We start from the raw sequence: 25,419 nt of genomic DNA on the forward strand, positions 1-25,419 counted from the left end.
TACAATCGAATATGAGTTACTTGCCAGAAAACTCTTTTTTGGATCAAAGATACCCATATAAACTTTAAGTATTTACTCTTTGAGTAAGGTAAAGAAATGTGTATTTTTTGTTCGCTTAAACTATTCATTTTAAATAATATTGAATTAATCTAAGTCAAAACAAAACCTTATTAATTTTGATATTCCTCGCAATACAAACAGGATTTAGCCCATTTTGTATTTTGACAGCGAGGGCATTCTTCATTTAAATGATTTAAACGTTGGGTTTGACCACACAACATACAAGAATAAAAGTGATCGACATTATGATGATCTGCGATTTGGTATTCATCGGGAAACAGAGGAAGGCCCCATTTTATATTTTCTTTAGAATATGGGATCACGCTTAGGCAGCCATCAGTCTCAAGCAGTGCCATTTTAACTTGTCCAAGATGCTCTATTTTCTTTTGGCGCATTTCAGCAAAGAACTCATCATATGAATACTTTTCTTGCTTAATATCCTCAACAATCAGTAAACCATTTTTGACGATGTATATAGGTCGACCTTCCAATACGGTCTCAATAGCAACAGATTTCATCATTAAGTAAGTTGCTAATCCTTATAAAGCCATAATCAACGCAAAACAATAACAGCATGAATGTCTGAACTGTAAATTTACAGATGGTTCCTTTACAAGTTGCTATAACTTTATCGGTGTTTTCATCCTTTTCAGCTAACTCAAGATAGTAATGTCCGCCCTTAATATTTAGACTACGGATCTCAGCTTTAGCCCATACAGGTTCATTGAAAGTAATTTGAATTACTTCCTGTACTGTGGATAGATAATCACTGAGAGAAAACTGAGGTTCAGACATTAGGTCAATTATTTTAAGTGCTTAGGTTAATAGTATTAAAGCAATGCTAGAAGTGCAAATTGAGAATATGCTAACTTGACCTTGATCAGGGCATAAGGCATATTTCAGCTATAGTAGACGAAGTTATAGTAATTCACTTAATTACCTTAAAAAGCTCATCATTTGATGGGCTTTTTTTTGTTGCTTGATAATTTGGAATAAAATGTGAATGAGGTCTCAATATAAACCAAGTATATTACTTGGTATTAGGTATTAGCTTCTCCATGAATAGTTAATATCAGTTTATACCTGCACCTTCCCCAAGTTGCAGTTTTTTTTTGCTTCATTTTTCATGCAATTAATGATTTAATTATTTTGTTGTAAATAAAAACAACGATTCCTTGTTTCGGCGCAAAAGACCAAGGGGAAAGCCTTACAGAAATGTAGGGCTTTTTTAATAGCATCTTAACTTAAATCGTATTGGTATAAATTTTAATTTTTTATCAGATGTTTAGTAGATAAAGTGCGTTCAAATAATTGCGCTTTTTTGTTTGTGATATAGTTTAATCATTGCTTACAACAAGAAGAATAGAAATGAATATTTGTATCGGTGGTGATTTAGATGGCAGGGTAATAGTGCTTGATAAACCATGTTTTAATGCTAAAGAAGTAAACAAGACAAAATCAACAAACTACATTAAGCAAATGTATGTCATAGATGGTGACGTCTACTATTTTTGGCGTGATGCTGAGCTTAAATTGTGGGAAGTTACTCAACGAATAGAGATCTTACTGGCAAAGGCTAAGCGAAAATCTATTTAAATGTCCCTGAGAGTAGGTTTATTATTGTCTTTATCCGTAAAAGAAATTAGTTTAAATTAAACCAATTGTTAAAATAATTATGAGAACGGAAGACAATGAATAGAAAATTTGAACTACATGTGATTAGCCAGATCTATGACTTTTTAGTTGAAAGAGAGGCGTTTACCTCACTAAACCTTGATCGGAAAGTTACGGAGTTTTTTCGGGAAGTACATGTAGGGCAAGGAGAAGATTTTACAATTCTTGAATCAAATAAAATCTCAGGAAACTTTGGTGAAGTTTCCTATATCAATTTATTGAATGTCCCTAATTTCAACGATAAAGATAAATTTCTGAAATGGGCACATAAAGCTTTAAATTTATAAGTTGTAATAACTTAGTGTAATTTGATAGGAGTTATTTCATTATTTAATAAATTCAATTACATAAATAATAATGTGGTTACATTGTGAACAGTAATTCATCAGAAGGCGGTTAGATAAATACAAATCACAGTGATATGTTTGAATCAAAAGTTCTACATGGATGGAATTAAAGATGAAATTATTAACTTTGGTGAGCATAGGTGCGGTAGCAAGTTTCTGTTTATTGTCAAAGCGTCACACTACTGAAAATTTATTTCATTCAAACTTCGATAATGTTGTTCGAAATGCTGTCTTACAGGGATTCATATAAATATAGATGCCTAAGATATATAGCTTTTAAGTACTTAAAGGAGGAATAAGATGATCAGATTATTAATGTGTATATTTGGCCTTCATGGTGCTAGAGAGATCGATTACACCAATGACCAAAAAGAAATTTGTGTATGCCGAGAGTGCTTGAAGAAAGTCAAGAGTCCTCATGATTAGGTATAAGTTCTTTTTATGAAAAGACAGTCTAAAAAATCTGAGCATATAACCTCAAATTGGACAACCGAACAAGATAGTTTCTTAATTGAAAATAGTTTTATGGTGATTGAGCAGCTTATCAATCATCTGCCTTTTACTGAAGATGAAATTATTAAGCGTAAAGAGGTACTAGGTCTCACTAGAAGACATAGACAGATGCGTAAATTTTTAAGCAATCCCTCTTAAGAGAGTTCTAAGCCTATATTTTTTTAAAACGGATCAGAAATAAAAGACCCCGTTCGATATCTATTTTTCGCGGAGGTTTTTTCTCTTATGGATGTTGTTATACAACTTTATACACTTAATTAACGTCACAGTTACTTTTATAAAATCTCTTACAAGTCAATCCCTGAATAGCCACCGATTTTGGAATTATCCCTATTTAATTATTGGGGATTCTAGATAGCACGTCTGGTGTTATCCCTCTCTCAGACTGGACGAATCGTGTAGCGGATAACTTAAAATATGCTGCTCAGGATAAGTAACCACATGTTGCTGTGCATTCTACTTTCGGACTGCACAGTGCATTCGATTTCGACAAAGGTGCACATGTCACTGTTTGTGTGCAGTGTGTTAATTCAGAAAACCCTCTGAGTGAGGGCTGTTTCGAGTAAGCTCTATTATGTTCAATTGACAATAATTTGATAGAAAATTTAAATATTGGGAATTACGCATAAGAGATTTATATTAAATAAAATCAAGTAGATTTGGGAACGTTTGTAAGAAAATAATAACCCTTTGCCCTTGCTTGCAATAATAAATCCTATAGCTTGGTCCAAAAAAGAAACTTAATTCAGAGATACCTTCACTGACTGGTTCAGTATCTCCAAAGTTTCCATTTGCAACCCTATCAATTCGGACCTATATGCGTCTTTTTGACTGTTGGTCTTTTAACTTGGTAAGGGCACTCTTTAAACTATTTGAAAAGTATCGCTAAATCAATCAAGGCGGGCGTGGTGTTTGAACCAATCATTGAGCTCATAACACTAGGCGTACCACTGACAGAAATTGCGGGACGTGCACGTGGAGTTGTTAGTGTTGTATCGCTATTTAGATCTATACGGTATAGGACAGAAGCACCATTATTGTTGTTTATTGCCGCTAGAGCCAATCCATTATCACCACCAGCAATATCAAAACCATCATTCAAGCCTAAGTTCACGCCAAGACTACCTAATCTCACCAATGTTCCATCATTGGGTGGAACTTGCTTCGTCAGTAACTGATTGGTATGATCTAGATTAAATAATTCGGTGCTAAGTGCTGAAATAGGTGTTTGAAAACTGTTGGTATATGCCGCAGCGCTAATCACGGCATTGGTGATCCCATTGATTTTGCCATCTTGAATGGTTTCACCTGTATCGACATTGATTCTCAGATTTTGCCCCGAATTACTGATGACTCTTAAACGGTCAGCCGTTGGATTGAAGTCAACAGCAAACTCTGTGCCGTCTAGAGCACTAAAGTTACTACCTGTACCTGCTTTAAGCGCAGTCACAAGTGTTGCAGCGCCAGAATTTGGATTAATAGTATACAGGTTTGCTTGGTCAGTTAAACCATATAGCGTATTGGTTTTATCGGTAGCAGTACGTAATCTAAAATCAATACCTACGAATTTTTCATTGACCAATACGCCTGTGATTCTTTGTTCAGTCGTATCATTTGGACGATTGATTTCAAATCGAATTAAAGCATTATTGTTAGTCAGCCCGATTCCTTTTGAGGTGGTATCTTCTGCTCGATTAAGTGCAACCCCACGAATGGAGGTTTGACGATATTCGCTAGGCAAGTCGCTCGTCTCAAAAATAGCGTTACTGGTCGTTCCTACATGAGCAAGATTAACTCTAAATAATTTATATGCACCTGAGACTTGTAATGCGGCAAAACCAATATTATTGATTGGGTCTATATCAAAACCACCGTTATTCGATATATCCTGACCTAAGGGTGCAGAGATGCCTAATGTTCCGGCATTTGCATTTTGCAGATAAATGCGATCTGTCGCAGAGTCAATACTGTATAATTTTGTACTTGCCGTTCCAGCAAAAGCATTGGTATAAGCTGCGGCACTGACTTCAGTTGTAGCTTCACCAACCCGACTGATTTCTCCGTCGGTGATGGTGAGACCTGTATCAACATTGACTCTTAGGTTTTGACCATCTTGACCAATAATTCTTAGACGATCCGCAGCAGGATTGAAATTCACGCTAAGCGCATCGGGATTGGCAGTAATTTTACTAAAAACTGTATTACCATCGGTCGTATCTGCTGGATCAGCTGTCATCTTAATGACGAATTTTGCCACGCCAGAGCTTGGATTTAACGTGTAAATATTACCCAACAAACCTACTGCATATAACTTTCCATCACTTGGGCGATAGTCCATTCCAACCAGTTGATCCCCAGAAACTAAACCTGAAACTTTAATATTTGAAATCAGTGAACCAGGTTTGTCATGATTGAGTGAACTAATCATACCGTTACTGGTCAGTACCAAGAGATTACCAGTAGCATTTGTTGGAGGAATAGGCTCAGATGAATTTGAGTCATTACATCCAACTAATCCGATGCCACCGAGTGCGGTGAGAGTACAGATGAGTGTTTTGAGTTCCATGTATAATTTCCTTAATTATTGATATTTGATTTCGAAGAACTTTTGATTACACGGTTAAATTTGTAAAACAACTTAGCTTTGCTGAGAAACACGTCGAGGTATATTTAGACTTGAAAAGAATCATTTTCTATTGTTAAGCGTGTAGAATGCATAGAAATGAAGATATTTAAGTTCAATGTTTGTCGCATGTTAATTAACCATATGTCTTTATTGTTTTTTAGTAAATATATGTTTTATGGATATTATTTTGTATTGTTATATCTATTTAGTAATGCTTCACAGATTTTTCACATCAAGTATGAGGTTAAATACAAAATTAAACTGCATTTCAACATCTAGATCTGAATGGCTTTGTTGCATAAAGATTTTAAAGATAGAGCTTTCCTTAGTCGCTCAAATTTAAGTGAAAACTTGGGTATGAGGTCTGCCTAATTCTGTAAATATATTTAAGACCGCTACACGAGCATGAATTTCATTCACCTGACTAGGAAAGCTTCTTGCCATTAATTTATCGCCTAATAATTTGATGCAGTGCATCTTGGTTTCAACCAAACTGCATCGATGATAGCCTGACCATTTTTGCCAAAAGTTTAACAATACGAAGTAATTCATTTCGCTCTGGGGAATGAACTTTTGTATCCTTCCAAGGCTTCGCATTTTTTCTTGACGGAATCACCGCATGCGCTTGTCAATCTGCAATCACCTGACGGCATTGTTTTGTGTCATAAGCCCCATCTATATAGACTGAAGCAATCTGTTCATCTGGTGGAATTTGATCAAGTAAATTACCAAGTACTTGTGAATCACTGCCATTATTCGTCGTGAGCTGAACTGCCCGTATTTGCAGCTTTTTAGCATCTATACCAATATGCAGTTTACTCCATTGCCGACGATATTCAGGTTGATGTTTCTTGCGTTTCCATTCACCTTCACCTAAAAACTTCAGGCCAGTTGAATCTACAAGTAGATGTAGTTCACCATGACTTTGCCGATAGCTTATCGCAATATCAATTTGCTTTTGTCTTCTGCAGAGTGTGGAATAATCTGGTGCCGTCCAACTTAAACCACAGAGTTGAATAAGGCTTTGCACAAAGCCTGTGACCATACGTAAAGAAAGTCGAAATAGACATTTGATCATCAAACAGCATTGAATCGCTCTATCTGAGTAGGTTTGATTTCGTCCTTGTTTACCTTGTAATTGAGCATACTATTGAGTCTGAGGATCAAACCAAATCGAAATATTTCCACGATTAATTAAAGTTTTATTGTAGGTGGACCAGTTGGTTGTACGATAGATTTTAGGTATAGACTTATTCATCTCAGAATTATATTGCTGAATCAGAGCTTACGAACAGCTTTGTGCAACAAAGCCCTTTTGATATTTAAAAATATATGCTTCAGCCAGTAATCAAAACTTAGATAGCGCCCACCACCGAGTACCAATAAAGCTAACAGCATGACTAAGTAAGTTACTGCAAACTCAATACCATTATTCAAGATGACAAATGATCCACTTGAAGTTAACCAGTCATAATTTCCATATGTTTCTAAGATCTGACGAGCTTTTTCTAACTTTTCAGATGAAGAAATTACCTGAGCACTAGCAAATGGAGCATTAGGATCAGCAATTGCTTGCCATCCATTGGGTAAATGTACCGTAACGATAGCAACTAACATGGTGATAATGAGTGGAATACTGATGAATCGAGTTAATAAACCTACTGCTAAGAGAATAGCCCCCATAATTTCAGTCGAAGTTGCGAGTGCCGCCAGCAGTGTAGGAAATGGTAGACCTAAACCCCAATCAGTATTACCGAACCATTCGACTGTATCTTGAAAATGGGTAAATTTATTTGTACCCGCCATCCAGAATATCGGAACTAAATAAAGTCTTAGTGCAAGTGCTGCAATACCATCACCATGTTTTATGACACTACAAAATTTTTGGTATTTTTCTGATAAAAGATAGATAACGTTGTTCATGATAAATTCACACCCAATGTGATTGAATAGTCATTAGTCGGGTGATAACGGTGTTTCTTACATAATTTTTAATTTGGACTGTAATAAATGTCAGTTTAAGTCGTCTAACCATAGTACCTAAGTACAAACCGAGAAATTATCTTAAAGGAATAGAAAAATGAACAAACTAAACTCAATCACATCAGTCGCAGCGCTATTAGCTTTATCTGTAGTTGGTGCAACTCAAGTATCCGCAGCAACAACCACGCATGCGACAGAAATACATGCAAGTAAAGCGGCTGATGGCAAATGTGGTGAAGCTAAGTGTGGTGCAAATAAAATGCATAAACACGAAAAGACCACTGAAGCAAAATGTGGCGCTGATAAAAAATCAGCAGACGGTAAATGTGGTGCAACCAAGAAAGCAGCAGATGCGAAATGTGGAGCTGATAAAAAAGTTGCTGATGGCAAGTGTGGTGCTAAATAGTCAATCAGTTAGAAAATGATGTCGCTATGGATCACATAGTCGGCATCATTTCCAAAATTGGAGTATCACTATGGTTGATTTAGCTGGTGTAGGGCTTGGGCTGAGAAGGGATTTTATAGATGAATTTCTTAGTGCTGAAAAAGCGCCGGACTTTATAGAGATTGCACCTGAAAATTGGATGGGTTTTGGTGGTCGGCATGCAAAACTATTAGCTCGATGCGTAGAAAAAGCACCTTTAATATGTCATGGACTATCTTTATCGATTGGAGGACCTCATCCGCTCAATATTGAATTTATTCAACAGATTAAAAGTTTCTTAGCAGATTTTCATGTCCCGATTTATTCTGAACATTTAAGCTATACCTATGATAGTGGATACTTATACGACTTGATGCCGATTCCAATGACAGAGGCTGCGGTCAAATATGTGGCTGAACGTATTTTACGTGTACAAGATATTTTAGGAAAAAGGTTGGTGATCGAAAATGTCTCAACCTATTTAATGCCAAATGCTGAGATGAGTGAAGCCGATTTTGTTTCTGAAGTACTTCAGCAAGCTGACTGTGAATTACTACTTGATGTGAATAATGTCTATGTAAACAGTATAAATCATGGCAGTGATGGCTACGCTTTTATTCGAGCAATGCCAAAAGAGCGGATTCGTTATATACATATTGCGGGACATGAACAAGTTGAACAAGATCTATTGATTGATACGCATGGCGCAGAAGTGTGTGATTCTGTTTGGCAATTATTGCAACATACTTATCAAGTCTGCGGTGTAAAGCCAACCTTACTTGAGCGTGATTTTAATATTCCATCGTGGAAAGCGTTACAAGATGAAATGACCAAAATTACAATAATGCAGCAGGAGGGCGGTAATGAAAATAGAGCAAATATCTTTCCAAGCGACGCAGCAGCAGTTTTGTAACTGGATTCGTTCTCCTCAATCTGAATTGCCGAAAGCACTTCCTGCGGAAAGAATGCAGATTTATCGAGATTTACTTTTTAATAATGTTTGTTCTTTTATTAACTTGGTTTATCCAGTAACTCGAGCAATCTTGCCTGAGTTAAAGTGGCAAAAGCTATTAAATGAATTCTTTCAAAAAGCGCAATGCGATTCACCGTTTTATAATGATATTTCCCTACAATTTAGAGAGTATCTGACAGACTGTCAGCATCCTATTTTAAAAGAATATCCTTGGTTAGCTGAGCTCTTACAGTATGAGTGGCTTGAACTCTATTTAGATACCATTGAAATTGCAAAAAAAAAGGTGACTTTGCAGGATAAATGGCAATTAAAAACCCAAGTCTGGGTGCTCGTTTATCAATATCCAGTCTATCAATGGTCGTCACGTATGAGCATTTCTGAAATTGAGCATATGCCGAGTGTCATCATGGTATGGCGAAATGATCAAGATCATATCTGCATAGAAACCTTATCTGCTTTATTTGCAGTCGTCATTGAACAACTCAATCAACAAGAGTTAGTTGAACAAGACATTAAGAATTTAATAAAAGCGACATTCCCTGATTTTTCTAATACCCAGATCCAAATACAGGTCTATGAGTTAAAAGTGTTATTAACTCGATTGAAATTGTTAGATGCTCCCAATAACAATGATGAGGAAAAGGGATGAGCGCAGAGCCAGCAAATAGAGATGAGGAAATATTGCAACAACTGCAAAGCCCAGCCTTTTTAATCGATCTAAGACAACAAATGTTGAAGTTTGCCATTTTACAATTGTCCTCATTTCAACTTGCTGAAGATGCTGTTCAAGAAGCATTAGCCAGTGCATACCAACATATTGATTCTTTTACTGGGCGGGCAGCTTTTAAAACATGGGTGTTTGCTATTTTAAAAAACAAAATTATTGATTTAATTCGACAAAAATCTCGTTTGATGACGATGAGTGAGTTGTTTAATGATGAGGAAAGCGAATTAAGTATAGATGCGTTATTTGATGCGTCCGGACATTGGCATAAATATGAAGCACCTCAAGCTTGGCCTAGTCCAGAAGAGATGTTGGAGCAACAAGATTTTTGGATCATTTTTAATGCCTGTTTGAATCACTTACCAGCTAAATATGCACAAGTTTTTATGCTCAGAGAAATGATTGAACTGAGTTCAGATGAAATTTGTGAAAAGCTCGGAATTACTGTTACTAACTTAAATGTACTCATGTATAGAAGCCGAACAAGATTACGTGAATGCTTAGAAAATAAATGGTTATTGAAGGAGGATTGCTCATGCTAACGTGTCGCCAAGCCACCCAATTATTATCTGAAAGATTAGACAGACCCCTTCTGTTTCTAGAGCAGACTAATTTGCAAATTCATTTGTTGGCATGCCGTTCATGTCGTCGTTATGGAAAGCAAGTCAAAACACTTAGTCAGCTTTCCAAAGAGTTTAAAAATTTTGATGAGGGTAAGTAGCTCGTATCTGCTGTTTCCAAATACAAAGTCCTCAGACCAAGTTGATGTGAGTAATGTAAAAAACTATTAATTCGAGTTTGAGACTTTGTAAGTGAATGCTTATGTTTGTCTTATAAAATCTATTTTTTTTAAAGGAAAATATTTTATATCGGTTTCTTTATTTGTGATTATTCTGTACATTTATTGGTCAAATTTGCGTTGTGAAGAGGGCGGTATGTATAACTTTTCTGTAAGTGATTTAGACCAAATAATTGAAAATACACTGAAAGAAAATAAAAAGATCAGTAAAATATTGATGGGATATAAGCTATTTCATGAGTTAATGAATGATCCTAAGTTTCATGCAGAAGTGACCAATTCAGCGTTAAGTGCGACGAAAAGAAAATATAAGCGTTTAAAAATCAAAATCACGACGGATGAATACCAGCTTCATTTTGAGTAAAATCATGTACTTGAATAAAGACTCTTGAAGTCAAAGTTCAATATTAGAATTAAGAGCACCCACTTTTCTACTGGGAAAAAATTCGATAAGATAATAATCCATTATTTTTTTGTGCTCTATATGCGCCCCCGAATACATAAGTTCTTACATTCCTTTTATTCACCACCAAATTCAAAAGTTCTCGAAATGAAATATAACTTAAGTAGTTATAGTGATTTGGACTTACTCAAAAAAATTCAAAAATCTAGCTGCCAAAATCTTAGAGCAGCGATTTGCAGCATCCTTTATGAGCGTGGTTATACCCCTGCTGAAATCACGTTATTAACCAACGAATAGCCTTAACGTAAAGGCTATCCATGCTGAACTGTTAAAATTACAAATATTTTACTTAGAGCTGAAGATCGTTAGTGTTGATCCCAAAAGCTTTTCTCCATGCCTGAGGGCTGGTGCTATATTTTTCACGAAAATTTTTTCTAAATGACACTGTATTATTAAAACCTGAAAGCTCGGTTATCTTTTCGATAGACAAATTTGTCGTTTCTAAAAGTTCACAACTTAATCTGATTCTTTCAGTATTCAGCCAATCAACCATGGTCATGCCTGTTGCTTTCTTAAAATGCCGTGTGAATGTCCTACGTGTCATATGTGTCCGTTCAGCAAGGCTTTCAATATTATGTTGTACAGCTAAATTCGTTCTTAAAAAATCAAGTAATAGGTTAATTTGTGAATCTTGGCTCGATTCTGCTACTGGCTGTTCAATAAACTGAGCTTGCCCACCTTCACGGTGAGGCGGAATTACCATTACTCTAGAGACTTTATTCGCAATTTGTGCATTATAGATTTCACGTACCAAGTACAAACAGCAGTCTAACGCTGCGCCTGTTCCAGCAGAGGTTACGATCCTTTGATCTTCTACATACAAGGCATCATGATCAAGCTGAACCTGTGGAAATCGCTCACTGAAATCTTGTTCAGCCATCCAGTGCGTAGCTGCTTTTTTATGGTCAAGTAAACCAGCATATGCTAATGCATAAGTTCCATAGCATAACCCTACAATTCTAATTCCAGTCTGATATGCACAATTTAGGGCATCGATAAGTACTTGTTCAGGCTCATGATTAAAATCATCCCATCCAGGAATAATAATAAGATCCGACTCTTTAATGAGTTCAATCCCACCATCAGGAATAATCATCATAGACTGTTCTGTTTTTACGGGTTGGCCATCTATAGAAAAAATTTTCAGATCAAATAGGCGTTTATCTTCAATCTTGATATTGAAAATGATATGGGGGATAGAGAAGTGAAATGGATTTATATTGGGGTAAACGAACAATCCAATCACTGGTATAGCCATTCGATCTACCTCTCTAAAATAATAAATATAGCATATTGTCCTAATAGTTTCGATGATTGTCCTTAAGGACAATTTTTTTGTTTGATGATTTCTATCATGATTCAAGTATGACTAAATGATTGGATCTAGAACATGAATAAAATTTTAAGTAGCTCTGTTATTGCACTCTCTCTGGCAATGGCTTCAGTCCATTTATATGCGAATGATAAAGTGGTTCAGCGAGATACCTCTAAAGTGACGCATATACAAGAAATTCGCAATGCAACGATTAAAGTAACCTATGCGGATACAACCTTTTTAATTGACCCAATGTTTGCGAAAAAAGGCTTCTATGAAGGCTTTCCTGATACTCATCGTAGCTATTTACGTAACCCATTAGTCGATTTGCCCATCAAGCCTGAAACGATTTTAGAAGGTGTAGATGCGGTGATCGTGACCCATACACATTTAGATCATTGGGATGATGCAGCACAAGCGACTATTCCAAAAAATATGCCATTGTTTGTACAGAATAAAGAAGACCAAAAAGTCATCCAGTCACAGGGTTTTAAAGATGTTCGTGTATTAACACAAACAACGTTTGAAGGCATTAAACTCACTAAAATTGGTGGTCAACACGGTACTGATGCTATGTACCGTATTCCTAAACTCAAAGCTGGATTAGGTGAAGCAATGGGTATGGTATTTGAAGCTAATGGCCATGAAACGGTTTATGTGGCTGGTGATACCATTTGGCGTCCTGAAGTTGATCAAGCAATTCAATCTTTTAAACCGGATGTGATTGTATTAAATACAGGTAACGCTTTAGTTAATGGCTTTAAAGAATCCATTATTATGGGCAAAGAAGATACTTACCGAGCAACTCAGAAAGCGCCAAATGCCAAAGTTATTGCTGTTCACATGGATGCCATTAACCACATGTCGGTAACACGTGCTCAGCTTGCAGAATATGTAAAAGACAAAGGAATCCAAGATAAGGTTTTAATTCCTATCGATGGTGAAACGCTTTCTTTCTAAAGTAACTTAAAGAAGTGGAATGCTCCCACTTCTTTAAAATCCTAAGTAGAGCAAAATAAATGTTAGTTAAATAAAGGAAAAGATATGTCAAAATCAGCTTTATTAGTGATCGACTTACAAAATGAATATCTACCTACAGGTAAATTACCATTGGTAAATATTGAACAAGCTGCTGCTAATGCAGTGAAAGTAATTACGAAAGCCCGTCAAGACGGTACTCAAGTGATTCATGTCCAGCATATTGCGAATGCTGAATCGCCTATATTTCAACCTGACTCAAATGGTATTGAATTTCAGGACACAGTTAAGCCACAAGCAGATGAAACTGTAGTCATTAAAAATCACATCAACGCGTTCTTAAATACGAATCTCAAAGAAATTTTAGATAGCAATCACGTGACTGAGCTAGTCGTGATTGGTGCTATGAGCCATATGTGTGTTGATGCTGCTGTACGTGCTGCTTCTGACTTTGGTTATAAGGTAAGGGTTATTCATGATGCTTGTGCAACGCTAGACCTAGAATTTAATGGCGTTAAAGTACCTGCTGGTCATGTTCATGCAACATTAATGGCCGCTTTTGAATTTGCATATGCTCAAGTGATATCAACTGAAGATTATGTTAGCTAAAGATTAAGATTTTCTAAAATTAACTTTATGCTAAATCTAAAATTAGAAAATAAAAAGCCTGATTATTTATCAGGCTTTTTATTGTTTGCTCATTGTACTGGACAAAATGGTAATACTTTAAAAATAAAATATGGAATTGCATATATATGTTTATTCGTATATAAGTATATTCAAAGATTCGATTGAGTTTGAGCAAATGACTGCTATTCCAAAAGTTAAGATTTATCACAATCCTGAATGTGGTACATCACGTAATACATTGGCGTTAATCCGTAATGCTAATATTGAACCTGAAGTGATTGAGTACCTTGTAACACCTCCATCTAAAAATGAACTGATTCAAATGATTGCGGATGCGGATTTAACCGTGCGAGAGGCAATGCGTAAGAATGTTGCCCCTTATTCTGATCTAGAGTTGGACCGTGAGGGTTGGAGCGATGAGCAACTGCTTAACTTTATGCTTCAGCATCCGATCTTGATTAACCGCCCATTCGTGGTGACTGAATTAGGCACTCGTTTAAGTCGTCCGTCAGAACTGGTTTTAGAAATTCTGCCCCTCACACAAAAGGGTGCTTTCACTAAAGAAGACGGTGAACAAGTGCTTGATGCAAATGGGCAGCGATTGAAATAAAAATTTCATGGATATATGTGAATATTGATATATCCATATGTCAGAGTGAGTGAAAGTATGGATCAAATCAATTTCTTTAAATGTTTGGCTGATGAAACGCGATTCAACATTGTCATGTTGGTTCTTGGAAATAATGAACAGTGTGTTTGTGATTTGACTGAAAAACTACAACTCAGCCAACCCAAGATTTCGCGGCACTTAGCCTTACTGCGTTCTTCGGGGCTTTTACAAGATCGACGTCAAGGGCAATGGGTGTATTACAGTCTCAATCTCAATTTACCCGCTTGGTGCTTAGAGGTACTTAACACCCTTAAAAATGCCGATTTACAGCCAAAAGTTGCACTATCCTTTCAGCAAATCAATAGTTATTGCGAGTAGAACAAGATGAAATTCCTTTTTTTGTGTACTGGAAATAGTTGCCGTAGCATCCTGTCAGAAGTGCTGTTTAATAGTCGTGCGCCTGAAGGTTGGAAAGCCTATAGCGCGGGTAGCAAACCATCTGGACAGGTGCATCCATTGACCATTGAAACTCTGGAAAACTTAGGTCTTTCAACTGAAGGTTTGTGGAGTAAAACGATTGATGACTGCGAACAATTCCAACCTGATGTGGTGATTACCGTCTGTGATTCGGCAGCTCAAGAAGCATGCCCGCTCTATTTAGGTGGTGCAATTAAAGCACATTGGGGTTTGGTCGATCCTTCACATTTGGATTTACCGAAAGAAGAAAAGCTCAAAGCATTCCAAGTCACTGTTGATCATATCAACCGTCGCTTAGACGCTTTATTGGCACTCGATACAGCGCATATGTCTCGCCCAGATTTGATTGCCGCAATCAATCAAATTTCGCATATTGAATGAGAACATCATGGCTCAACAAAGATTATCCTTTTTAGATCGTAACCTGACGCTATGGATTTTTATTGCTATGGCGTTGGGAATTGCGATAGGCGTGTTCTTTCCGCAAGCTTCTGTCGCTTTGGACAAAATGAGTGTGGATTCAGTCAATATCCCGATTGCGATAGGTTTGATTTTGATGATGTATCCGCCACTGGCAAAAGTGGACTATGCGACGTTGCCGCAAGTATTTAAGGATAAGAAAACACTAACTTTATCCTTAGTACAAAACTGGCTGATCGCTCCCGTGCTCATGTTTGCATTGGCAATCATATTTTTGCAGAGTTATCCCGAATACATGACAGGCGTAATCCTGATTGGTTTAGCACGATGTATTGCGATGGTTTTAGTCTGGAATGGTTTGGCCTGTGGTGATAATCAATATGTCGCAGCATTGGTCGCTTTTAACAGTATCTTTCAGATTTTGTTTTTTAGTACTTATGCTTGGTTATTCTTGACCTTCTTACCGCCTTATTTTGGCGTTGCAGGGCAAGTGATCAATGTTGATTTTTGGACCATTACCCATGCTGTTTTGGTTTATCTCGGTATTCCGTTTTTATTAGGTTTCTTAACGCGCTTAATTTTGGTGAAACAAAAAGGCGTGGAGTGGTATCAAACCAAGTTTATTCCGAAAATCAGTCCTCTAAGTTTGATTGCTTTGCTGTTCACGATTTTGGCTATGTTTAGCCTAAAAGGTGGTGATGTTGTAAGCCTGCCAATGGATGTTTTACGAATTGCGATTCCTTTAACAATTTACTTTGTATTGATGTTCTTTATTAGCTTCTTTATGAGCAAATGGATGGGCAATGATTATCCGAAGACAGCAGCAATCTCTTTTACTGCGGCTGGAAACAACTTTGAATTAGCACTTGCCGTTGCAATCGCCACATTCGGTTTAGCTTCGCCAGTCGCTTTTACAACGGTGATCGGACCATTGGTTGAAGTGCCTGTGCTGATTGCTTTGGTGAGCGTGTCATTGTGGTTAAGAAAGAAATACTTTAAAGAGGCCTAACGCTATGAATCTCCCAAATGTAGATATGAATCTTCTCGATCAACCTACTTTAGAAAAAGTACAGGCTAAAGAGGTGAATCATCCACCGCGTATTTTGCTGCTGTATGGCTCAAACCGTGAGCGTTCATATAGCCGATTGGCGGTGATGGAAGCAGGACGTATTTTGGAGCAGTTTGGTGCTGAAGTAAAAATCTTCCATCCTAAAGGTTTACCCTTGCCTGAAGATGCGGATACTGAGCATCTAAAGGTTAAAGAATTGCATGATTTACTCGCTTGGGCAGAAGGTATGGTGTGGTGTTCACCTGAACGTCATGGCTCAATGAGTTCAATCTTTAAGTCACAAATTGACTGGATACCTCTAGCGGGTGGTGCGATTCGTGCAACGCAAGGCAAGACTTTAGCCTTGATGCAGGTCAGTGGTGGTTCGCAGTCTTTTAACAGCTTAAACCAGATGCGTATTTTAGGTCGTTGGATGCGTATGATCACGATTCCAAACCAATCGTCTATTCCCAAAGCTTTTTTAGAGTTTGAAGAGGATGGACGGATGAAACCTTCAGCCTTCTATGATCGGATTGTGGATGTTATGGAGGAGCTGTATAAATTCACCCTACTCACCCGCGGGCAAAGTCAGTACCTCACAAATCGTTATTCAGAGCGCAAAGAGTCTGCTGAAGAATTATCCAAGCGTGTCAATCAACGTAGTTTATAAACTCTAGGTGATCAGAAATGCAAAAGAGGCATTCTAAATTATTGATTTTAGGTTCAGGGCCTGCGGGTTATAGTGCTGCTGTGTATGCAGCACGTGCAAACTTAAAACCTACATTGATAGCGGGTATACAACTTGGTGGTCAATTAACAACGACCACTGAGGTAGATAACTGGCCGGGCGACCCAGAAGGTTTAACTGGTCCTGCACTTATGGAAAGAATGCAAGCCCATGCTGAACGCTTTGGTACAGAGATTGTGTATGACCACATCAATGAAGTCGATTTAAGTGTCCGTCCATTTGTGCTTAAAGGCGACATGGAAGAATTCACTTGTGATGCACTGATTATTGCTACAGGTGCGACAGCACAATACTTGGGTCTTGAATCTGAAGCTAAATTCATGGGTCAAGGTGTCAGTGCATGTGCAACTTGTGATGGTTTCTTCTATAAGCACCAAAAAGTCATGGTCGTGGGTGGTGGTAACACAGCAGTTGAAGAAGCCCTTTATCTTGCAAATATCGCTGAGCATGTCACCTTAGTTCACCGTAGAGACAGTTTACGTTCAGAGAAAATTCTACAAGATCATCTTTTTGCCAAAGAAAAAGAAGGCAAAATTAGTATTCTTTGGAACAATCAAGTTGATGAAGTCTTAGGTGATAATACTGGTGTTACTTCAGTCCGCTTGAAGTCAACTTTGGACGAAAGCATACAAGACGTTGAAGTTCAGGGCTTATTTGTTGCTATTGGTCACAAACCGAATACTGGTATGTTTGACGGCCAACTCAACCTACGAGATGGCTACATTCAAGTACAAAGTGGTACTTCAGGCAATGCAACAGCAACTTCTGTGGCAGGGGTATTTGCTGCGGGTGACGTTGCTGACAGCATTTATCGCCAAGCAATTACTTCGGCAGGCTCAGGCTGTATGGCAGCTTTGGATGCCGAAAAGTATCTTGATCAATTGAGCAATTGAAAGGCTCATTTAAATGCTTGAAAATTGTATGAAATACGCCCAGTCTGTTGAGCAGACTGGGCGTTATTTTGATTATAACAAGGCTTTGTTGCACAAAGATTTAAAAGACAGAACTCTGCTCACTTGAGCAGAACTCAAGTGAGAATTTGGTTATGAGGACGACCTAATTCTGTAAATTTATTCAATACAGCTATGCGTGCATGAATCTCACTTACCTGACTAAGAAAACTCCTTGCTGTTAATTTATCGCCCAATAATTTGATGGAATGCATCTTGGTTTCGACCAAACTTCGACGATGATAACCTGACCATTTTTTCCAAAGCGTTCTTCCTAAACGTTTCACTGTTTTTAGTAATTCATTCCGCTCTAAAGATCTCAATTTCTGATTTTTCCATGGTTTTGCATTTTTTCTTGGCGGAATGACCGCATATGCATCTCGATCTAAAATGACTTGTCTGCAGTGCTTCGTGTCATAAGCACCATCGGTATAGACTGAGTCAATTCGTTCATCTAAAGGAATTTGAGCAAGTAAATCACCGAGTACTTGCGAATCACTTACATTATTTGTAGTAAGTTGTACTGCACGTATTTGCAGCGTTTCAGCATCAATACCAATATGCAGCTTACGCTATTGGCGACGATATTCAGGTCCATGTTTTTTACATTTCCATTCACCTTCACCTAGAAACTTCAAGCCAGTTGAGTCCACAAGTAGATGTAACCCATCGCTACTTTTTTGATAGCTAATCGCAATATCAATATGTTTTTGTCTTCGACAAAGCGTGCTGTAATCTGGCGCAGTCCAATTTAATCCACACAGTTTAATCAGACTTTAAACAAAACCCGTGACCATTCGTAAGGAGAGTCTGAATAAGGATTTGATCATTAAACAGCATTGAATAGCGGTATCAGAGTAAGTTTGATTTCTAACTTGTTTGCCGTGTGATTGTGCATACCATTGAGTGTTTGGATCAAACCAAATGGAAATATTACCCCGGTTAATGAGGGCACGATTGTAGGAAGACCAGTTAGTTGTACGATAGATTTTAGGAGTAGGCTTATTCATATTGAAATTATAGGACTGAATAAACCTTCTAGGCTAGGTTTGTGCAACAAAGCCCATCTACTATAGGAACTGAACCGCTTATAGATATTGCTTTATTACTTAATAAGTTTTAGTTTTGAAGTAACATTATTTGTAGATTTTAACTTTTAGCTAAAATCTACAATTTAACATTCTTCTAGTGAGTAGTATTTAAAAATTAGGTTATTCAGTTCAACTGGCTTCGTGTAAAAATATCCTTGCAAGAGATCACAATTTTGATAATGAAGTATTTTTGCTTGTTCTAGTGTTTCTACTCCTTCTGCAACAACCTCAAGATTAAGCTGATGAGCTAAATGAATTATAGATTGAACTATAGATGCATCTTGAGAATTATTTGTCAAATTATCTATAAACTCACGATCTAATTTAATTTGATTAATTGGTAATCGACGTAAATAGCTAAGACTTGAATAACCTGTTCCAAAATCATCAATTGAAACTTTTACTCCTAGCTCACGAACTGACTTTAATATCTCAATTGCTCTATCTGCACCATTAATAATCACGCCTTCTGTAATTTCGATTTTAAGAAGATTAGCTGGTAGTTTACTTTTAATCAGTACACTTTCCAAGCAACTAAGGAAATTACTGCGACCGAATTGAAGAGGAGAAATATTGACAGAGACCGAAATTGTAGCGTTATTTTTTCCATTTATATGGGCAATATCAAAACACGCTTGTTCAAGAACCCACTGACCAATTGCGACAATTTGACCAGTTCTTTCGGCTAATGGAATGAAAGTATCAGGAAAAATAAAGCCTTTTTGAGGATGATGCCAGCGAATCAGTGCTTCTACACTGTGAACTTTTCCTGTTCGTGGATCCACCAAAGGTTGATAAAATAATCTAAATTGTTTTTCCTTTAGTGCAGTCATAAGTTCTAATCGCAAAAGAGCATAATCTTTCTCTGGGAAAAATTTGTTTGGATCTCTTTTATATAAATACCACGTGTTTCTTCCTTGTTTTTTTGCTTCTTTCAGGGCATTCATGGATTCATATAACAGCTCTGAAGCATATCGAGTATTAGAGTTTCTTACGGCAATTCCAATACTAGCTGTTAAATGTAGAGTTTTATTTTCAATCTGAAAGTTTTGAGAAATAAGGTCAAGTATACTTTCTGCCAAAGTAAATAACTGGTTATGATTTTTAGAATTTTTTACTAATAAAATAAACTTATCTTCAATATATCGACTCAGTAAACCATCTTTTTTTAATAAGTCCTGTAAACGTGAGCCGATATCTCTAATTATTTTATCACCGATCAAATAGCCTAGACTTTCATTCATAGATCTAAAATCATCAAGATCAATGTAAAATAATGCCAGACTAGCTGGGGATTGATTTTTTTGTTCAAATTCTTTTTCTAAAAATTTATTAAATGTTCTCTGATTTGGCAAACCAGTGATTGAGTCACGGGTATGTTGATACTTAATATAACTTCTGTTCTTTTCATCCTCAGTTATATCTTCAATATTACCTAAGAAGTGAGTACAAATATTATTTTGATCGAATACAGGCCCAAACGTTAAACGACACCAAAACCAAGTTCCATTTCTACGGTACTTTTTTAATTTCACTGTTGCTTCTTTTAGTTCCTTTATTCCTGTTTTGATCTTTTCTACCTGAATTAAATCAGTTTCAGGTCCTGACAAGAAGTTATAACTTTTGCCTAAAATTTCTTCTGGGCTATATCCAGTTATAGATGTAAATGAGGGGTTAACAAAAACTATTTCTAATTTATCAGAGATGTCAGTTATGAAGATCCCATTTGGACTCGCATCTACCCCGCGCTTTAATAAGCGCAGGCTTTCTTCATTTTTTAATCGTGTAGAAATATCACGTGCGATGGCAAATACACCAGTGACTTTTTGATTTTGAATAATGGGTAAATTTGTAAGATCAAGCCAAATGAGTTTTCCAGAAGCATGATATGCAGGAATTTTATAATGTTTAGCAATACCTTTTAATGCATCTTTAAATGCTAAGTTAATAAGTTTATGATATTTAGTTGGTATAAAAGTCCAAAAATGTTTTCCTAATATCTGTTTTTCTGAGAATCCAAGAATTTTATTACAAGTAATATTTGAATTTAAAATATAACCATTAAGGTCAATTTCAATAATTAAATCAGGATGATGTGTATAAAAAGAGCTATATTTTTCATTAATAGCTAGTCTCTGTTTGTATTCATTTTCTCTTTCAATTGCTAACGCAATTAATGATACCGCTTGATTTATAAATTCAAAGTGCTCTGATCTGGGCGTCATCTCTTCACGATAGTAGGTGCCAAAAGTTCCATATAAGATACCTTTAGCACTTATAATAGGTACAGACCAACAACTAATAATATTTTCTTCTCTAACAAACTCTAAATAATTTTTCCAATTAGGATCAAGTATCAAATTACGACTAATAATAGTTTTTCTAGAAAAAGCAGCTGTACCACAAGATCCATTCTTATCCTTAACTTTTAAAGGACTGATTGAACGACAATATTTAGAAGAAAAGTGATGTTCCCCATTTACAAGTGTTAATGTTTGCTCCACTTCTGAATAAAGCATAATTGTGACTAAAGCATCTGTAATATTTGATTCAAGCCAAGAACATATCGAGTTAAGTATAAGTTGAAGATCTGTACTTTTATCAATAGAATTTAAAACATACTCAATATTTAGCTTTCTAAGATCACTCTTCACTTTTCAGACCCTCCTTGGCTCCAATACATTTTATGCGAAATAAAAGTAATTTTTTATTTAATTTAAGTATCAATAGTCTATATTGAAAAACATTGTAAAGTAAAAACAACTTTATGAAAAATATGTTTTTTTTGTGTATATTAATTTAGCTGCTTTTATATGTTTTTTAATTTTGATATAAGAATGTATGTTTAGGATCAAAAGTTTCACCGAAAGATGGCTAGTATACAACCAAGGACTACTTTAATGAATAAACAAAAGTTTAAAAATTTTGAAGATGCAGGAAGAGAAATTTTAAATTTTTTACATCAGAGGTTTGGATTTGACTTATGTATGATTACTCGGGTAGAAGGTGATGATTGGATAGTATTACAAACAGAAGACCATGGATACCATATTAAACCAGGTCAAGTTTTCAAATGGGCTGATTCATTTTGTTGCCATATGGTTAAAGGAAATGGTCCAAAAATTGCTCCTGCCTCAGAAAAAATTGAACTATATGCAAGTGCACCAATTAATAATCAGGTAAGTATTAAATCATATATTGGCCAACCTATAACTAATGAGGATGGTAGCTTATTTGGAACATTATGTGCTATTCACCCTCAAACAAAATCTGAAAATATAAGTCAAGATATAGCTATAATAGAATTATTAGGAGATTTACTTAGTAGAATACTTCAAGCTGAATTACGTCAATTTAAGCATATTAATGAGTTTAAAAGTTTAAGAAAAAAAGTATTTAAAGATGATTTGACTGGTCTGTACAATAGAAGAGCTTGGGAAGAATTCTTAGAAAAGGAAGAAGAGCGATGTAAACGGTATGGCCATCCAGCAGCAATTTTTTTTATTGATATAAACGATTTGAAACAAGTTAATGATAGTTTGGGGCATTCGGCTGGCGATCATTTAATACAGTGCGCTGCAAATGTGCTTGTGAATACAGTGCGCAGTAATGATATTATTGCTAGATTAGGTGGAGATGAATTTGTAATATTAAGTATGGAAAACAACTCAGTAGGGGCTGAAATACTTTTAAAAAGAATTCTAGATGCTTTTTGTGAGGTTGATATTAGTATAGCTATTGGTTTTTCAATGAGAGTCCCAAATAAAGGTTTATTATTTGCAGCAGAACAAGCTGATAAAAAAATGTATATGCATAAGAAAAAATTAAAGTCTAAATTAATTTTTTAATATAACGTAAATATTTACTTTACTGATGTCGTAATACATACATTTAAATTTTAGACTATTTTGGGAAACACAATTCAAAGCATATACCTTCTGCGCTATTGACTGCTTGATACATTCCCTGATGAAGCGTTAAAATGGATGCCACAATTGATAGGCCTAAACCACCCGTTTGATGAGGGCTTTGTCTGCTGGAACTGCACTGATAAAAACGCTCAAAGAGATGAGGCAAATGCTCAGGGGCAACTTCCAAACCACTGGTGATTACAGATAATGTAATCATCTGCATATTATTAATGATCTTCCGGTGGCTAAGCACATAAATAGTTCGGTGATTGCCGCCGTGAACGAGCGCATTTGATATCAGATTATACAGCACTTGTTGTAACAGTTCAGGATCTGCCGATAGCTCAGTCGCCTCAAGACTTAAAACAAAATTGCAGTGTTGTTCTTCGGCTTGATACTCGAAAATACTGAATATATCTTCTATAAATGATTGAAGTTGAATCTTCTGTTTGTTTAAGCAAACTTTGTGCGCATCTGCGCGTGCTAGAAATAACATGCTGTCAATCATTCGTTTTAAACGTTGATAGTCCTCTAAGTTGGAAATCAAGAGTTCCTGATACTGTGCGGGACTACGTTTACTCATGAGTAAAATTTCGGTTTGCCCGATTAAATTATTCAAAGGTGTTCTGAATTCATGAGCAATGTCTTCGGAAAAACGATTCAGTTGGCTATATCCTAGTGCAATACGGTCAAGCATGGCGTTAATATCGGAGGCTAGTTGTTCGATCTCTTGAGGAGGATGATTTAGATTAAGTCTCTGTTCAAGTTTGTGAATACTAATAGCATGAGTTTGTTTGCGTAGTGTTCTTAATGCGTTCAATCCGAAACGGCTGGCAATCGCGCAAAGTATGAAAATGGCTAAAATGCCGCTAAACACATAGATAAAAAGACGTTTTTTAAAAGGCGAGATAATCGCTAAACGTTCCGACCACTGCTTGCCTGCAATTAATAGATAGGGTTGTCGATTAATTTGAATAGTTTTCCATGCAATACGGGTGGGATAAGCATAAGCTGATAAATCACGGAATTGAATCTGAGGCTGGTGGATAAATTCAGGCAGTGGAATGCCAAGAGGATTAATGTTGATCAGAGCCTGATTCCCTTTAAGCAATACAAATAGATTGTCCTGATTGCCGAGCATATTTTGATACAGCTTCGGCTGCGCGATAATCTGCTCAATATTGCGACTGTCCTGCAATAAAATTTCCAGACGTTCAATACGTTCAATCAAAGCCCGATCTTGCTGTGCAATTAGAATCTGGTTGATGCCAAAATAAGTCATCAACGCCACAGTACACAGAACCATCGCAGCACAAGTGGTAGCCAGTAGTGTTAATCGTAGTTCTAGCGAACGAATGGGGTTAAACATTATTTGTCTACCGAAATTTTATAGCCCAAACCGCGAACAGTATGAATTAACTTTATATCATGTCCCTCATCAATTTTACTGCGTAAACGCCGCACAGCCACATCAATAAAATTAGTATCGGTATCAAAATTGATCTGCCAGACTTCAGACGCTATTTGCCTGCGCGTAATAATTTCATTCGGATGGCGAAGTAAGAAGCGCAAAAGATTGAATTCTTTTTTACTGAGTTCTATAGGCTGTTGGTTACGCCAGACTTTATGATGGATTAAATCCAATTTTAAATTTGCAATTTCTAATTGATTTTCCTCTACATACTGCTGACGTCTAAGTAGACTTTTAATTCGGGCCAGTAATTCAATATAAGAAAAAGGCTTGGCTAGATAATCATCGGCACCTAGTTCCAAACCTTTGACCCGATCAATCACTTGGTCTTTTGCGGTAAGAAAAATTACTGGAATCTTAGAAAATTGTCGCAATACTTTCAGGACTGCCCAGCCATCTATATCGGGCAACATCACATCTAATATGACTAGACTATATGCATGCATTTTTAACTTTTCCAAGCCTTCTAGCCCTGAATGGACACATTCCGCCTCATAGCCAGATTCATTTAACCCTTTAACCAGATATGAGGCGATTTTAACTTCATCTTCGATAATTAGAATACACATTTTGTTCAGGCTCATTTTGAAGATGACAACTTTGTAATGTGATTGTCATCATCTAAATCATTCAGATTGTATAAGATTTTTAAAACTTAATTCAGGGCAATCATGATGAACAAACTCAAAGGGCTTATTGCAACAGTAATGCTGATGAGTAGCAGTACTTTTGCACAATCCGTTCAATTGAATCAAGTTTATTCACTTGATTCTCAGACAGCACAAACTCTTATTGATGCTGCTATGACCGTATGTCAAAAAATACAGCACAATATTGCCGTGGTGGTGGTCGATCGGGGAGGGAATACCTTGATGTCAAAGAGACATGAAACTGTCGGGCCACATAATTTGGGCGCAGCCGAAAAGAAAGCCTATACCGCTTTATCCACCAAAATGGCGACCATGTTGTTAAGTCAAAATGCCCATGAAAATAAGGATGCAAAAAATTTAACCACCTTATCAAATTTACTGTTGTTAGGTGGCGGCGTACCTGTGCGTTATGAGAGTCAAGTGGTCGGCGCCATTGGCGTTGCCGGAGCAGGGGGCGCAAAAAATGACCATTACTGCGCTGATACAGCTGTTAAGTCTATTTTCAATCCTTAAGGAATCCATCATGTTTAAAAA

General features: G+C 36.6%; 25 protein-coding genes and 5 pseudogenes. 19 read left to right on the top strand and 11 right to left on the bottom strand.

All coding sequences use genetic code 11. From position 1 onward, the window contains the following. Nucleotides 1–170: 170 nt before the first annotated feature. Both B4F08_RS03435 and B4F08_RS03440 read right to left on the bottom strand, forming a co-directional pair. Nucleotides 171–640: pseudogene (locus tag B4F08_RS03435) on the bottom strand (DUF421 domain-containing protein); the annotation flags it as partial. Beyond that, nucleotides 631–855: pseudogene (locus B4F08_RS03440) on the bottom strand (exodeoxyribonuclease VII large subunit); the annotation flags it as partial. The pseudogenes B4F08_RS03435 and B4F08_RS03440, both read right to left, overlap by 10 nt. Nucleotides 856–1,428: 573 nt before the next feature. On the opposite strand from B4F08_RS03440, the gene B4F08_RS03445 reads away from it, so the two are divergent. From B4F08_RS03445 to B4F08_RS03455, 3 genes are all read left to right on the top strand, one after another. Beyond that, a complete protein-coding gene (locus B4F08_RS03445) occupies nt 1,429–1,656 on the top strand; it encodes a hypothetical protein (protein WP_034616997.1) in 228 nt (75 codons plus the stop codon). Nucleotides 1,657–1,751: 95 nt separating this feature from the next. After that, nucleotides 1,752–2,021 carry a hypothetical protein gene (locus B4F08_RS03450; protein WP_291373177.1) on the top strand — a complete coding sequence of 90 codons (270 nt, stop codon included), beginning with the start codon at nt 1,752–1,754 and terminating at the stop codon, nt 2,019–2,021. A gap of 501 nt (nt 2,022–2,522) precedes the next feature. Beyond that, nucleotides 2,523–2,732 carry a hypothetical protein gene (locus tag B4F08_RS03455; protein ID WP_004676710.1) on the top strand — a complete coding sequence of 70 codons (210 nt, stop codon included), beginning with the start codon at nt 2,523–2,525 and terminating at the stop codon, nt 2,730–2,732. 534 nt (nt 2,733–3,266) lie between these two features. Here the strand turns inward: B4F08_RS03455 and B4F08_RS17220 are convergent. The 4 genes and pseudogenes from B4F08_RS17220 to B4F08_RS03470 form a co-directional block, all read right to left on the bottom strand. Next, nucleotides 3,267–3,446, bottom strand: a pseudogene (locus B4F08_RS17220) (type II toxin-antitoxin system RelE/ParE family toxin); the annotation flags it as partial. A 16-nt stretch (nt 3,447–3,462) separates the two neighbouring features. Then, on the bottom strand, nt 3,463–5,160 hold the full coding sequence (locus B4F08_RS03460) for a DUF4394 domain-containing protein (protein WP_291373181.1): 1,698 nt from the start codon (nt 5,158–5,160) through the stop codon (nt 3,463–3,465). Between the two features lie 399 nt (nt 5,161–5,559). Further along, nucleotides 5,560–6,478: pseudogene (locus B4F08_RS03465) on the bottom strand (IS5 family transposase). A gap of 20 nt (nt 6,479–6,498) precedes the next feature. After that, complete coding sequence (locus tag B4F08_RS03470) at nt 6,499–7,143, bottom strand: DoxX family protein (protein WP_291373183.1); 645 nt, start codon at nt 7,141–7,143, stop codon at nt 6,499–6,501. A gap of 157 nt (nt 7,144–7,300) precedes the next feature. Here B4F08_RS03470 and B4F08_RS03475 point away from each other — a divergent pair, with 157 nt between their 5' ends. The 6 genes from B4F08_RS03475 (at nt 7,301) to B4F08_RS03500 (ending at nt 10,487) form a co-directional block, all read left to right on the top strand. Beyond that, complete coding sequence (locus B4F08_RS03475; protein WP_291373185.1) at nt 7,301–7,609, top strand: hypothetical protein; 309 nt, start codon at nt 7,301–7,303, stop codon at nt 7,607–7,609. 70 nt (nt 7,610–7,679) lie between these two features. Continuing rightward, the gene (locus B4F08_RS03480; protein ID WP_291373186.1) at nt 7,680–8,540 is read left to right on the top strand and encodes a DUF692 domain-containing protein; all 861 of its coding nucleotides are present in this window, start codon (nt 7,680–7,682) and stop codon (nt 8,538–8,540) included. Then, on the top strand, nt 8,491–9,249 hold the full coding sequence (locus B4F08_RS03485; RefSeq protein ID WP_291373188.1) for a DNA-binding domain-containing protein: 759 nt from the start codon (nt 8,491–8,493) through the stop codon (nt 9,247–9,249). The genes B4F08_RS03480 and B4F08_RS03485 overlap by 50 nt, the downstream gene beginning before the upstream one ends. Further along, the gene (locus B4F08_RS03490) at nt 9,246–9,866 is read left to right on the top strand and encodes an RNA polymerase factor sigma-70 (protein ID WP_291373191.1); all 621 of its coding nucleotides are present in this window, start codon (nt 9,246–9,248) and stop codon (nt 9,864–9,866) included. The genes B4F08_RS03485 and B4F08_RS03490 overlap by 4 nt, the downstream gene beginning before the upstream one ends. Beyond that, nucleotides 9,860–10,045, top strand: coding sequence for a zf-HC2 domain-containing protein (locus tag B4F08_RS03495; protein ID WP_218287661.1), 186 nt, complete (start codon nt 9,860–9,862; stop codon nt 10,043–10,045). The genes B4F08_RS03490 and B4F08_RS03495 overlap by 7 nt, the downstream gene beginning before the upstream one ends. A gap of 214 nt (nt 10,046–10,259) precedes the next feature. Continuing rightward, nucleotides 10,260–10,487, top strand: a complete 228-nt coding sequence (locus B4F08_RS03500; RefSeq protein WP_291373219.1) for a hypothetical protein — start codon at nt 10,260–10,262, stop codon at nt 10,485–10,487. A gap of 388 nt (nt 10,488–10,875) precedes the next feature. Here the strand turns inward: B4F08_RS03500 and B4F08_RS03505 are convergent, their stop codons facing one another. Continuing rightward, nucleotides 10,876–11,844 (bottom strand): GlxA family transcriptional regulator, encoded by a 969-nt coding sequence (locus B4F08_RS03505; RefSeq protein WP_291373195.1) that lies wholly within the window; start codon nt 11,842–11,844, stop codon nt 10,876–10,878. A gap of 132 nt (nt 11,845–11,976) precedes the next feature. On the opposite strand from B4F08_RS03505, the gene B4F08_RS03510 reads away from it, so the two are divergent. From B4F08_RS03510 to trxB, 8 genes are all read left to right on the top strand, one after another. Then, nucleotides 11,977–12,861 carry an MBL fold metallo-hydrolase gene (locus tag B4F08_RS03510; protein WP_291373197.1) on the top strand — a complete coding sequence of 295 codons (885 nt, stop codon included), beginning with the start codon at nt 11,977–11,979 and terminating at the stop codon, nt 12,859–12,861. Nucleotides 12,862–12,945: 84 nt separating this feature from the next. Next, a complete protein-coding gene (locus B4F08_RS03515) occupies nt 12,946–13,488 on the top strand; it encodes a cysteine hydrolase family protein (protein WP_291373199.1) in 543 nt (180 codons plus the stop codon). A gap of 196 nt (nt 13,489–13,684) precedes the next feature. Further along, nucleotides 13,685–14,119, top strand: coding sequence for an arsenate reductase (glutaredoxin) (arsC, locus tag B4F08_RS03520; RefSeq protein ID WP_291373201.1), 435 nt, complete (start codon nt 13,685–13,687; stop codon nt 14,117–14,119). A gap of 57 nt (nt 14,120–14,176) precedes the next feature. Further along, on the top strand, nt 14,177–14,497 hold the full coding sequence (locus B4F08_RS03525; RefSeq protein WP_291373203.1) for a metalloregulator ArsR/SmtB family transcription factor: 321 nt from the start codon (nt 14,177–14,179) through the stop codon (nt 14,495–14,497). A gap of 6 nt (nt 14,498–14,503) precedes the next feature. Beyond that, nucleotides 14,504–14,977: an arsenate reductase ArsC gene (locus tag B4F08_RS03530; RefSeq protein WP_291373205.1), complete on the top strand. Its 474-nt coding sequence runs from the start codon at nt 14,504–14,506 to the stop codon at nt 14,975–14,977. Between the two features lie 7 nt (nt 14,978–14,984). Then, nucleotides 14,985–16,025, top strand: coding sequence for an ACR3 family arsenite efflux transporter (gene arsB / locus B4F08_RS03535; RefSeq protein ID WP_067669987.1), 1,041 nt, complete (start codon nt 14,985–14,987; stop codon nt 16,023–16,025). 4 nt (nt 16,026–16,029) lie between these two features. Beyond that, nucleotides 16,030–16,734 carry an arsenical resistance protein ArsH gene (gene arsH, locus B4F08_RS03540; RefSeq protein ID WP_234623119.1) on the top strand — a complete coding sequence of 235 codons (705 nt, stop codon included), beginning with the start codon at nt 16,030–16,032 and terminating at the stop codon, nt 16,732–16,734. Nucleotides 16,735–16,751: 17 nt separating this feature from the next. Continuing rightward, the gene (gene trxB / locus B4F08_RS03545; protein WP_067669989.1) at nt 16,752–17,705 is read left to right on the top strand and encodes a thioredoxin-disulfide reductase; all 954 of its coding nucleotides are present in this window, start codon (nt 16,752–16,754) and stop codon (nt 17,703–17,705) included. 134 nt (nt 17,706–17,839) lie between these two features. Here the strand turns inward: trxB and B4F08_RS03550 are convergent. Next, nucleotides 17,840–18,772, bottom strand: a pseudogene (locus tag B4F08_RS03550) (IS5 family transposase). 164 nt (nt 18,773–18,936) lie between these two features. Continuing rightward, nucleotides 18,937–21,507 (bottom strand): bifunctional diguanylate cyclase/phosphodiesterase, encoded by a 2,571-nt coding sequence (locus B4F08_RS03555; RefSeq protein ID WP_291373210.1) that lies wholly within the window; start codon nt 21,505–21,507, stop codon nt 18,937–18,939. Between the two features lie 246 nt (nt 21,508–21,753). Here B4F08_RS03555 and B4F08_RS03560 point away from each other — a divergent pair, with 246 nt between their 5' ends. Beyond that, nucleotides 21,754–22,701, top strand: a complete 948-nt coding sequence (locus tag B4F08_RS03560) for a sensor domain-containing diguanylate cyclase (protein WP_004981592.1) — start codon at nt 21,754–21,756, stop codon at nt 22,699–22,701. Between the two features lie 55 nt (nt 22,702–22,756). Here B4F08_RS03560 and B4F08_RS03565 read toward each other — a convergent pair whose 3' ends face one another. Together B4F08_RS03565 and B4F08_RS03570 are read right to left on the bottom strand one after the other, a co-directional pair. Next, on the bottom strand, nt 22,757–24,133 hold the full coding sequence (locus B4F08_RS03565) for a heavy metal sensor histidine kinase (RefSeq protein ID WP_291373213.1): 1,377 nt from the start codon (nt 24,131–24,133) through the stop codon (nt 22,757–22,759). Then, nucleotides 24,133–24,804: a heavy metal response regulator transcription factor gene (locus B4F08_RS03570; RefSeq protein WP_218288195.1), complete on the bottom strand. Its 672-nt coding sequence runs from the start codon at nt 24,802–24,804 to the stop codon at nt 24,133–24,135. The genes B4F08_RS03565 and B4F08_RS03570 overlap by 1 nt, the downstream gene beginning before the upstream one ends. Nucleotides 24,805–24,909: 105 nt before the next feature. Between B4F08_RS03570 and B4F08_RS03575 the strand changes: the two genes are divergently transcribed. Then, a complete protein-coding gene (locus tag B4F08_RS03575) occupies nt 24,910–25,398 on the top strand; it encodes a GlcG/HbpS family heme-binding protein (protein ID WP_171500603.1) in 489 nt (162 codons plus the stop codon). Nucleotides 25,399–25,419 lie beyond the last annotated feature (21 nt).

It is taken from the genome of Acinetobacter sp. UBA6720 (genome assembly GCF_002454215.1).
In the GTDB taxonomy this organism is placed as follows: Bacteria; Pseudomonadota; Gammaproteobacteria; order Pseudomonadales; family Moraxellaceae; genus Acinetobacter.

Bases quoted from the DNA above. Each gene is read 5' to 3' on its own strand.
- B4F08_RS03515 (WP_291373199.1), top strand. From the start codon at position 12,946: ATGTCAAAATCAGCTTTATTAGTGATCGACTTACAAAATGAATATCTA.
- B4F08_RS03470 (WP_291373183.1), bottom strand. From the start codon at position 7,143: ATGAACAACGTTATCTATCTTTTATCAGAAAAATACCAAAAATTTTGT.
- arsB (WP_067669987.1), top strand. From the start codon at position 14,985: ATGGCTCAACAAAGATTATCCTTTTTAGATCGTAACCTGACGCTATGG.
- B4F08_RS03510 (WP_291373197.1), top strand. From the start codon at position 11,977: ATGAATAAAATTTTAAGTAGCTCTGTTATTGCACTCTCTCTGGCAATG.
- B4F08_RS03490 (WP_291373191.1), top strand. From the start codon at position 9,246: ATGAGCGCAGAGCCAGCAAATAGAGATGAGGAAATATTGCAACAACTG.
- trxB (WP_067669989.1), top strand. From the start codon at position 16,752: ATGCAAAAGAGGCATTCTAAATTATTGATTTTAGGTTCAGGGCCTGCG.
- B4F08_RS03495 (WP_218287661.1), top strand. From the start codon at position 9,860: ATGCTAACGTGTCGCCAAGCCACCCAATTATTATCTGAAAGATTAGAC.
- B4F08_RS03505 (WP_291373195.1), bottom strand. From the start codon at position 11,844: ATGGCTATACCAGTGATTGGATTGTTCGTTTACCCCAATATAAATCCA.
- B4F08_RS03570 (WP_218288195.1), bottom strand. From the start codon at position 24,804: ATGTGTATTCTAATTATCGAAGATGAAGTTAAAATCGCCTCATATCTG.
- arsH (WP_234623119.1), top strand. From the start codon at position 16,030: ATGAATCTCCCAAATGTAGATATGAATCTTCTCGATCAACCTACTTTA.
- B4F08_RS03530 (WP_291373205.1), top strand. From the start codon at position 14,504: ATGAAATTCCTTTTTTTGTGTACTGGAAATAGTTGCCGTAGCATCCTG.
- B4F08_RS03560 (WP_004981592.1), top strand. From the start codon at position 21,754: ATGAATAAACAAAAGTTTAAAAATTTTGAAGATGCAGGAAGAGAAATT.
- B4F08_RS03480 (WP_291373186.1), top strand. From the start codon at position 7,680: ATGGTTGATTTAGCTGGTGTAGGGCTTGGGCTGAGAAGGGATTTTATA.
- B4F08_RS03575 (WP_171500603.1), top strand. From the start codon at position 24,910: ATGAACAAACTCAAAGGGCTTATTGCAACAGTAATGCTGATGAGTAGC.
- B4F08_RS03485 (WP_291373188.1), top strand. From the start codon at position 8,491: ATGAAAATAGAGCAAATATCTTTCCAAGCGACGCAGCAGCAGTTTTGT.
- B4F08_RS03455 (WP_004676710.1), top strand. From the start codon at position 2,523: ATGAAAAGACAGTCTAAAAAATCTGAGCATATAACCTCAAATTGGACA.
- B4F08_RS03475 (WP_291373185.1), top strand. From the start codon at position 7,301: ATGAACAAACTAAACTCAATCACATCAGTCGCAGCGCTATTAGCTTTA.
- B4F08_RS03450 (WP_291373177.1), top strand. From the start codon at position 1,752: ATGAATAGAAAATTTGAACTACATGTGATTAGCCAGATCTATGACTTT.
- B4F08_RS03500 (WP_291373219.1), top strand. From the start codon at position 10,260: ATGTATAACTTTTCTGTAAGTGATTTAGACCAAATAATTGAAAATACA.
- arsC (WP_291373201.1), top strand. From the start codon at position 13,685: ATGACTGCTATTCCAAAAGTTAAGATTTATCACAATCCTGAATGTGGT.
- B4F08_RS03525 (WP_291373203.1), top strand. From the start codon at position 14,177: ATGGATCAAATCAATTTCTTTAAATGTTTGGCTGATGAAACGCGATTC.
- B4F08_RS03565 (WP_291373213.1), bottom strand. From the start codon at position 24,133: ATGTTTAACCCCATTCGTTCGCTAGAACTACGATTAACACTACTGGCT.
- B4F08_RS03460 (WP_291373181.1), bottom strand. From the start codon at position 5,160: ATGGAACTCAAAACACTCATCTGTACTCTCACCGCACTCGGTGGCATC.
- B4F08_RS03445 (WP_034616997.1), top strand. From the start codon at position 1,429: ATGAATATTTGTATCGGTGGTGATTTAGATGGCAGGGTAATAGTGCTT.